The sequence below is a fragment of the Sinorhizobium chiapasense genome, assembly GCF_036488675.1.
GTDB classification, from domain to species: Bacteria; Pseudomonadota; Alphaproteobacteria; order Rhizobiales; family Rhizobiaceae; genus Sinorhizobium; species Sinorhizobium chiapasense.
Map to the genome: position 1 here is coordinate 879,810 of NZ_CP133148.1, position 8,111 is coordinate 887,920.

Consider the following 8,111-nt stretch of genomic DNA (forward strand, 5'->3'; position numbering starts at 1 on the left):
TATGTTCAGCCGCGGCGTTCTTGATGGCGCATCGATAAATGGCTTTGCGCTGAATGGAGGCAACTTCGTTCAGGAGGCAGCGGGTGCCGACACGGTCACCTTCAACGGGACGGCCAAGCTCAGGCGTCGCGTCGATGCTCGTTCCGCTGATGTCGTAGGCACGACCGCCACAGCGCGTCTCGTCATTCGCGGATTTCGCTTGGCTGGCACAGCATCGTTCTCTGGCACAGCGAAAGTAACCCGGAGACTGGTTCTGCCGTCAATCGACGAGGTTGGCATTTCCGAGCAGGCGAAAGTCACGCGCCGCGTCCGGATGATCTCCGCCGATGCTGCAGACGCGCCGGGAACCCTGCGCCTTGCCCTTCGCTACATGGCCCTGACCGAGATCAAGCGAGTGATGCGCGTCCATCAGCCGAGGACAATGCACCTGCCGCCCGCTGCTCGCACCATGTCGATTAGCCGCCCGGCAGCGCCGATGATCGCTCCGGCCACAGGTGGAGACATGCCGTGACAGACGTGATGCAGAAGGCCCCCGCCGACGTGCTCGACTTCGATATCGATTTCACCCGCTGGCTCAAGGACTCGGACCGGATCATCAACGCAACGAGCACGATCGAGGGCGGGACCGCGGTTGTGGATCGAACCGACTTCGGGGACAGCCTCGCAAGGGTCTGGCTTTCAGGCGGCGCCGATGGAGAAACGAGCCTCGTGACTACGATTGCGACGACCGAGCAGGGTCGCACCAAAGAGTTCTGCTTTAACCTCAAGATCCGGGAGTGCCACTGATGGCTGTCCTTCTGAGCAACAACGCGACCAGCACGCTTGCCGCGTCGATCAACACTTCGGTCACCAGCATTTCGATCCAATCCGCCGATGCATCGAAGTTCCCGTCACCGACGGGTGGGGACTGGTTCCCGATTACCGTGGTCGACAGCGCCGGCAACATGGAAATCATGAAGTGCACGGCGCGCAGCAGCGGCACGCTTACCGTCACCCGCGCCCAGGAAGGAACGACAGCGAAGTCCTTCGCTTCTGGCGCCCGTGTCGATCTGCGGCTTACGGTGGCCGCGGCAAACGAGCTCTATAAGGCCGGCTTGACGGCCGCGAATACATGGAGCCAGGCGCAGACCTTTAGCGCTACCGCTACATTCGAAGGGAACCAGATCACGATCAGCGGCACGTCGCCGAGGGTGTATCTGCAAGATACGGACACGGGCGCGGATGACTTCTGGCTCTTCGTCAATGCTAACAATTTCTATGTTCTCACTGACCGCGCCGACGACGGTTCGTATGAGACACCATATCCACTTGAATTGCGGAATGATACCGCAGCCGGCTACCTGTACGCGTCGCGGCTGATCACGGAGGCCTACGCCTCTTTCACGACCAATCTCACGATCACGAACACCGCTCCCATCATCACGCTGAAGGATACGACGACGAGTGCGTATGACGCCCGGATACGGGTCGATGCAAACAACTTTTACATCGACGGCTCCTCTGACGGTTCGACGTACACCGAGACCCTGCGATTCGAGCAGGACACGAAGATCGGCTACATGTCGCAGTTGTTCCTAACCGGAACTTCCGAGTGCATTCGCCTCAATGCGACGTCTACGTCGACGACAGTCGATCCCTATATTTCGTTCTATCGAAACCTTGCGCGCGTCGGGTATATCATTGCCAATGACGGCACCGGCGTCAACTCTGGCATGCGTATCATCAATGACATCGCCACCGGCGGGGATACGGGTCTGACGCTGCTGAACTCAGGCGGAGTTGATAGCCTCGAATGGTATGTTAACGGCACAGAGTACAAGGTACTGCACACCGGAAACATCGATACCTATGATATAGCGAAATATTATACCGGCTCCGGCGCGAATGATGTTTCGTTTCCTCTCGGCCACATTCTCGCGGTTTATATCAATGCCTCCTACGCCAACCGTAACGCGACGCCAGCGCAAACTGTGCGCCTTTGGGATGGTAGTTCCCACCAGTACGCTATCTCGGGATCGGGAGCAACGATAGCGGGAACGTGGCGTTCGCGAGGCACCGCTGGTGAATCTTATCAAATATTTCAAAGGGTGGCCTAAATGACCGTCACGACATCTCTCAACTCTGTCGCAAGCGTCACCGCAACGGCAGAGACCGGTGTTTTCATCGTCAACTGCAACATCACTGACCTTGATGAGAACACATATGATACGGACTATTGCAGCCGGCCCGACGATCCGTTCGGGGTCAATCCGACAATACGTGCTTGGTTGGACGAAAATCCGGACTTCCCGATTGCGCCCCACGTCCCTCTGACGCCGGAGCAAGTTCGCGCAGAGATGCCGCCGCTAAGCGCACGTCAACTTCGGCTTGGGCTGATAAACAACAGCTTCACGCCGGCACAGGTGAGCGCCGTCATCGACGCTATGCCAGAGGGAACCGCCAAGGAAATCGCTCGAGTCGAGTGGGAATACGCGACGACGTTCAACCGTACGCATCCGCTGATCGCGACCGTTGGCGGGGCTCTCGGGCTCGATGAGCTTGAAATCGACGCGATGTGGACCGCAGCGCTTTCTCTCTAACAAGGATCGGCCATGGTCGCGCTGAAAATCTCCGCCTTTGCCGGCGAACGTCCGCTCATCCTGCCGCGACTCCTGCCGGATACGTCGGCGAAGGCGGCACAGGACGTGCGGCTCAATGACGGCGGGCTGACGCCGATCAACAAGCCGACGGCAGCGGGCACGATTTCTAACGCGACCCATACCACAATCTACCGGCACCTCGGCACCTGGCTTTCGTGGGCCGGCACCGTTAATGCCGTTCCCGGGGCTGTCGCTCAGGACAGGCTCTATTTCACCGGCGACGGCGTCCCGAAGGTCAGGGTAAGCAGCACAAACTACAATCTCAAGGTCAGCCGCCCGACCGGAGCCCTGACGGCCACCCTTTCCGGCTCCGGATCGGGCGACACGCAGAGCCGGACCTATGTCTACACTTGGGTAACATCCTTCGGCGAGGAATCGGCACCAGCGCCGGCGAGCAACATCGTCAATTGGAAGCCGGGACAGACCGTCACGCTTTCCGGCTTCGCGGCCACTCCTTCGGGCCGGTCAATCACGCAGCAGCGCATCTACCGCAGCCAGACCGGCCGCAGCGGCACGTATCTCTACCTGATAGCGGAGCGCACCGCTTCCACCAGCGACTTCACAGACAACATTGCCGTTGACCAGTTTCAGGAGGCGTTGCCTTCTGCGGATTGGACCGAGCCGCCGGACACGCTTGCCGGCCTCGTCAGCATGCCGAACGGGATGATGGCCGCATTCGTCGGCCGCGATGTCTATTTCTGCGAGCCGTGGCGCCCTCATGCCTGGCCGGAAAAGTACATCATGAGCGTCGATTCCGACGTGGTGGGGCTCGCATCGCTTGGCGGCATCCTTGTGGTAATGACGAAGGCGCAACCCTACTTGATGTCGGGCAGTCATCCCGACTCGATGCAATCGCAGAAGCTCGAGGCGAACCTGCCCTGCATCAACGCGCGCTCAATTGCCGATCTCGGCCACGCCGTCTGCTACGCGAGCAACGACGGTCTGGTGGCCGTACGCGGTGATGGCTCGATCAATCTCGTCACTGAACAGATGATGAGCCGCAAAGACTGGCTCGCCCTCTCTCCGAGCACGATCGTCGGCGGCCAGATCAATGGCATCTATATGCTGTTCTACGACAACATCGACAGTAACGGGGACCGCCTGGCTGGCGCGCTGTTCATCTATGTCAACGGCCAGCCGTTCCTCGTCAGAACATCGGCGATCGCCTCAGCGGTCTATTTCGATGTTGCCGATACCGGCCTCTACTTCAAGGCCCCGAGCAGCGCGGCGGTACAGCGCTTCGACCCTCCGATCGGGGCGCCGCATACCCTCTATTGGCGCAGCAAAGAGTTCATCACCACAAGACCAACGTCGATGGGGGCGATCCTCGTCGATCGGGGCCGGGACATCGTCCTGGAAGAGCTTGAGGCGCTTCAAGCAGAACGGGACGCAATCATAGCAGCCAACGCTGCAATCTTCGCGACTGGCGATCTCGGTGGCGATATCAACGCCAAGTATCTCAACCAATATGAGTTCGCCGGCGACGCCCTTGAGCCTGTGCCTCCTGAGCCGACCGCTGCGGACGCCACATCGATCACGATCGGCATCTATGCCGATGGCAAGCTGATCCAGACGCTCTCGACCACGGATCGCATCGTCCGCATCAAGGCAGGGCTCAAGGCGCGGCAATGGGAAGTCGATGTGTCGACGAACACGCAGATCGCGCAGATCGTCATGGCGGGCAGCGTCGAAGAGCTGAAACAGGTGGTTTGATATGGTTCAGAGGTTCGACCAGAGCAAAGCAATCGAAACGCTCGAAATCCTCGCAGGCGAACGCCCCCGCTCTCGCGATCAGGCGGCGGTGCGGATCGAGGACCTTGCCGAGCTCTTGCAGATTGAGCAGTTTCAGACATCGGAGGTTTCGGCCGCGCCGACCGCGGCGGATTTCAATTCGCTTCGCGGCGATATCCTCGAAATCCACACCCGGATCACCGTCATCGCCCAGGTGCTGCGAGACAGGATCATTCGATGAAGGAAGTCGTCTACGAACCACACGACGAGATGGTGGCGTGGGCGGAGAGCCGGATACCGGGCTGTAAATTCCGGGCCGACGCGAAGGCGATCGGCATCCGCTCTGATCTTGGCCTTCACGGCGTCGTAGTCTTTGACGCCTTCACAACAACCGGCTGCTGGGTAAGTGTAGCGTCCGACGGCGGCAGACAGTGGATCACCCGCGAGTACATCATCAGGGTCTTTGCCTATCCATTCATCCAGCTTGGCTATCCTCGTCTCAACTCCTTCGTCTCGGTGAACAATGCGAACGCGATCCGCTTCAATGACAGCTTCGGCTTCACGCGCGAGGGTGTGATGCGCCAGGCGGGGCACGAGGGCGAGGACCTGATCATGTACGGAATGCTGCGCAGCGAGTGTCGCTGGCTGCCAGAGCGATTCGCTGGAAAAACCGGCCGGACGCAGGTATAACCGAAGCGTCGCGCATGAGTGTGACCTCAATCAAGGGGTGACACCATGAGCAAAGGCAGTTCCGACGCTCCCTCGCCGGATCCGAATATCGGTCTCGCGGCGCTTAAGCAGGCAGAAACGGGCGAAAAGTGGCTGACGTTCGCGCAAGACGCCTTCAAGGTGTCTACCGACCGTCAGAAAGAGCTCGACGCGCTCACGAAGAAGGTTACGGAGCAGCAGCTTGGCCTTGCCACCGATCAGGCCGATTGGGCGCGCAAGGATCGCGATCGGTACGAGAAGACCTTTAAGCCGATCGAAGACGATTTCATTAAAGAGGCGACGAACTACGCCACCGAGGACCGGCAGTCCGAAGCGGCAGCCGAGGCGCGCGCCGATGTGCAGACCGCCGCCGCGAACCAACGGGCGGCGAGCGAACGCGCAAATGCGTCCATGGGCGTCACCCCGGGTTCCGGCAGGTTCGCCGGTGTCCAGGCATCGAGTGACATGGCCGCAACGCTGGCGGAAGCCGGAGCAGCCAACGGCGCACGTCAGGCCGTCAGGGACAAGGGCTTGGCGCTGAAAGCCGACGTCGCCAACATGGGCCGCGGGCTGCCGGCGCAAGCCGCCGGGAGCGCTGGCGGCAGCGTTTCAGCCGGTGCGACAGCACTCTCAGGCAGCCAAGCCACCAACGGCCAGTATCTCGCATCGACGAACATCATGGGGCAGGGCTTCCAGGGTGCCATGCAGGGCTATGCCGGGATGGGTTCGACGCTCAACACGGAGTACGGTCTGCAGTTGGATGCATGGAAGGCCGAGCAGGAAATCGCCGCCAAAAACGCCGCCGGTATCGGCAATTTCCTTGGCACCGTGGTCGGCGCCATGCCGTGGACCTCGGACGAGAACCTGAAAGAGAACAAAGAGGAAATCCCCGAAGGCGAAGCGCTGGAAGCTGTCAAAAACATGCCGGTCGAAGAATGGGACTACAAGGAAGGCGTCGAGGACGCAGGCCACCACGTAGGCACCTATGCGCAGGACTTCCAGCGGGAAACCGGCCGCGGCGATGGCAAGAGCATTCTTCCTCAAGACGCGATCGGCATCACCATGAAGGCGGTGCAGGACCTGGACAAGAAGGTCGAGGGGATCATTGACGCGATCGGGCTGGGTGATGCTGCCCCGGCGCCGAAGAAAAAACAACGGAGGGCTGCGTAATGCTTGGTATCGGTCTCGGTGGTTTCATGGAGGGCTACAACAAGGCCCAGGACATGAAGCTCGATAGAGAGAAAGCCGACTTGGTGAAGCAGCGCTACGAGCGCCAGAAGGTGCTCGACGAGCGCGAGGACGCAGCGTTCGCGCGGACGGAAAAGCAGCGTACGGCGATCGAGGATGCAGTCACCAAGTCGCAGAACGAGTTCGAAGCGGCGGTTGACTCGGGAACTGCGAAGCCGGAAGACAGCGACGATTGGTTCGCGAAGCACACGGTCCCTGTGCTGAAAAACACTTATCTTGCGAATGGCGACGTCGACAACGCCGACAAGGTGCAGAAGTGGGCGGATACCGCCGATGCCAAAACCGGGGCGAAACTGTTCAAATCGGCCATGTTGAAGGCGCAGACCGGCGACGGTGCGGGGGCGCTCGACGACGCTATCAAGGCGGGCCAGACCCAAGGCTACATCGCCCATGGCTACGAGGTGCAGAAGCACGACAAGATCGTGAAGCCGGACGGAACGCTGATGGGCTATCGCGTCTGGCTCAAGGACCCCGACGGCAAGGAAATCACGCAAGACATTCAGACCTCCGAGCTCCAGAAGACGATTGCGACGTTCCTCAATCCGGAAGCCGCATGGGAGAGCCAGGTTACCGCCTCGCAAGCCGAGACGAAGCGCCAGCAGGAACTCGCCGACTACCGGACGAAGAAGCAAATCGACAAGGAAGTCGGCCTTGGCGACGAGAAGCTTCGTGGTGATGCGATCACCAACCTGCGCAAGCGCTTGGACGGAGGCCTCGCCGGTGACGAACAGAAGTTCGATGATCTGCCTGCGGACCAAAAGGAAAAGCTGATCGCCGAAGAACTCCAGCTTCAGCGCGGCGGCAGCGGCACGCCATCGCCAACCCGTGCTGCGCCTGTCGCTCCCGGCCTCGCCGCTGGGGGCACCGCCGACGCGCCCGCGCAGGACTCGAGTCCTGCGGCACCGTCCGGCCGCAAGGCGATCGTCGACACGGTGACGGGGCAGAGGGTGGCGACACGGCCGGTACAGGGGCCGAACAAACCGCCGGAAAAGGACACGAGCGAGCCGGGGATCATCGACCGGATCGGACAAGGCGTCATCCGCGAGATGAATATCCTCTCAGGCCGGCAAGAAGCACCGAAACGCGAAGATCCGCGCGCAGCGGAAGCACCTCGAGGCGGTAAAGATCGGTCCCGCAAGAGCGACGGACTGCGCCGTCAGGAAAACATGGAGTACCAGGTGGCTGCCGCAGACGCGGCGGCGCGTGAGGGCGTTCCTGTCGATCGCATCGTGCAGGAGTTGCTCGCTAACGGGATCTCGGAAGAACAATGGCCCGCCTCGGTGAAGCAGGCCATCGTGAACAAGCGGAGCGGCGGAGTGATCGGACTCGGCCGTTAAGCCGTCCACTATCAGTAGCACGTCGTGTAGATCGGGTTCCCCGTGTAAGTGCTCGACGTGCAATTGACTGGCCGTCGGGTCGGCGAGAAGTCATAGCCCTGGGACATGCTGCTACCATAGGCACTAAATCCCTGACCCATGGCCTGTGCGAACCGCTTCGCGTTTTCCCTGTTTGTATCTCGCAGTTCAACCTCTTTGGTGGCTTCTCTCCGCAGGCATTCTTGCGCGGCGGCAGAAACCTTTGTGTGACCTTGCCTGATGCACCGCTGCGCCACCTCCGCGGCCATCTTCTTCTGCTCCGCCTCGGTCATCTCGTCATAGGGCTTGGTCTGGCAGGCGGATAGCGACAGAGCGGCGATCAGCATCGCCGCGAGCTTGATCTTCATGTTCCCCCCTCATGGGCTGATCTGCGGATGTACCACCTGTAGCCGCCATTAGCTTCCATTAG

General features: G+C 60.6%; 10 protein-coding genes. 9 read left to right on the forward strand and 1 reads right to left on the reverse strand.

The window, feature by feature from the left end:
• Nucleotide 1: 1 nt before the first annotated feature.
• From RB548_RS04135 to RB548_RS04175, 9 genes are read left to right on the forward strand one after another with little or no spacing between them, the layout of a single operon-like run.
• On the forward strand, nucleotides 2-511 hold the full coding sequence (locus RB548_RS04135) for a hypothetical protein (RefSeq protein WP_331373768.1): 510 nt from the start codon (nucleotides 2-4) through the stop codon (nucleotides 509-511).
• Nucleotides 508-786 carry a phage fiber-tail adaptor protein gene (locus RB548_RS04140; protein WP_331373769.1) on the forward strand — a complete coding sequence of 93 codons (279 nt, stop codon included), beginning with the start codon at nucleotides 508-510 and terminating at the stop codon, nucleotides 784-786. Before RB548_RS04135 ends, RB548_RS04140 begins: the two co-directional genes overlap by 4 nt.
• Nucleotides 786-2,096 (forward strand): hypothetical protein, encoded by a 1,311-nt coding sequence (locus tag RB548_RS04145; RefSeq protein WP_331373770.1) that lies wholly within the window; start codon nucleotides 786-788, stop codon nucleotides 2,094-2,096. The genes RB548_RS04140 and RB548_RS04145 overlap by 1 nt, the downstream gene beginning before the upstream one ends.
• On the forward strand, nucleotides 2,097-2,579 hold the full coding sequence (locus RB548_RS04150; protein WP_331373771.1) for a hypothetical protein: 483 nt from the start codon (nucleotides 2,097-2,099) through the stop codon (nucleotides 2,577-2,579).
• A gap of 12 nt (nucleotides 2,580-2,591) precedes the next feature.
• Nucleotides 2,592-4,352, forward strand: coding sequence for a hypothetical protein (locus RB548_RS04155; protein ID WP_331373772.1), 1,761 nt, complete (start codon nucleotides 2,592-2,594; stop codon nucleotides 4,350-4,352).
• 1 nt (nucleotide 4,353) lies between these two features.
• On the forward strand, nucleotides 4,354-4,611 hold the full coding sequence (locus RB548_RS04160; RefSeq protein ID WP_331373773.1) for a hypothetical protein: 258 nt from the start codon (nucleotides 4,354-4,356) through the stop codon (nucleotides 4,609-4,611).
• Nucleotides 4,608-5,060, forward strand: coding sequence for a GNAT family N-acetyltransferase (locus tag RB548_RS04165; RefSeq protein ID WP_331373774.1), 453 nt, complete (start codon nucleotides 4,608-4,610; stop codon nucleotides 5,058-5,060). Before RB548_RS04160 ends, RB548_RS04165 begins: the two co-directional genes overlap by 4 nt.
• A 45-nt stretch (nucleotides 5,061-5,105) precedes the next feature.
• The gene (locus RB548_RS04170; protein WP_331373775.1) at nucleotides 5,106-6,248 is read left to right on the forward strand and encodes a tail fiber domain-containing protein; all 1,143 of its coding nucleotides are present in this window, start codon (nucleotides 5,106-5,108) and stop codon (nucleotides 6,246-6,248) included.
• Complete coding sequence (locus tag RB548_RS04175; RefSeq protein WP_331373776.1) at nucleotides 6,248-7,663, forward strand: hypothetical protein; 1,416 nt, start codon at nucleotides 6,248-6,250, stop codon at nucleotides 7,661-7,663. Before RB548_RS04170 ends, RB548_RS04175 begins: the two co-directional genes overlap by 1 nt.
• Nucleotides 7,664-7,674: 11 nt before the next feature.
• Here the strand turns inward: RB548_RS04175 and RB548_RS04180 are convergent, their stop codons facing one another.
• Entirely contained in the window at nucleotides 7,675-8,049 is a 375-nt protein-coding gene (locus RB548_RS04180) for a hypothetical protein (protein ID WP_331373777.1), read from the reverse strand.
• Nucleotides 8,050-8,111: the final 62 nt, after the last annotated feature.

Bases quoted from the DNA above. Each gene is read 5' to 3' on its own strand.
- RB548_RS04135 (WP_331373768.1), top strand. From the start codon at position 2: ATGTTCAGCCGCGGCGTTCTTGATGGCGCATCGATAAATGGCTTTGCG.
- RB548_RS04145 (WP_331373770.1), top strand. From the start codon at position 786: ATGGCTGTCCTTCTGAGCAACAACGCGACCAGCACGCTTGCCGCGTCG.
- RB548_RS04150 (WP_331373771.1), top strand. From the start codon at position 2,097: ATGACCGTCACGACATCTCTCAACTCTGTCGCAAGCGTCACCGCAACG.
- RB548_RS04155 (WP_331373772.1), top strand. From the start codon at position 2,592: ATGGTCGCGCTGAAAATCTCCGCCTTTGCCGGCGAACGTCCGCTCATC.
- RB548_RS04160 (WP_331373773.1), top strand. From the start codon at position 4,354: ATGGTTCAGAGGTTCGACCAGAGCAAAGCAATCGAAACGCTCGAAATC.
- RB548_RS04165 (WP_331373774.1), top strand. From the start codon at position 4,608: ATGAAGGAAGTCGTCTACGAACCACACGACGAGATGGTGGCGTGGGCG.
- RB548_RS04170 (WP_331373775.1), top strand. From the start codon at position 5,106: ATGAGCAAAGGCAGTTCCGACGCTCCCTCGCCGGATCCGAATATCGGT.
- RB548_RS04175 (WP_331373776.1), top strand. From the start codon at position 6,248: ATGCTTGGTATCGGTCTCGGTGGTTTCATGGAGGGCTACAACAAGGCC.
- RB548_RS04180 (WP_331373777.1), bottom strand. From the start codon at position 8,049: ATGAAGATCAAGCTCGCGGCGATGCTGATCGCCGCTCTGTCGCTATCC.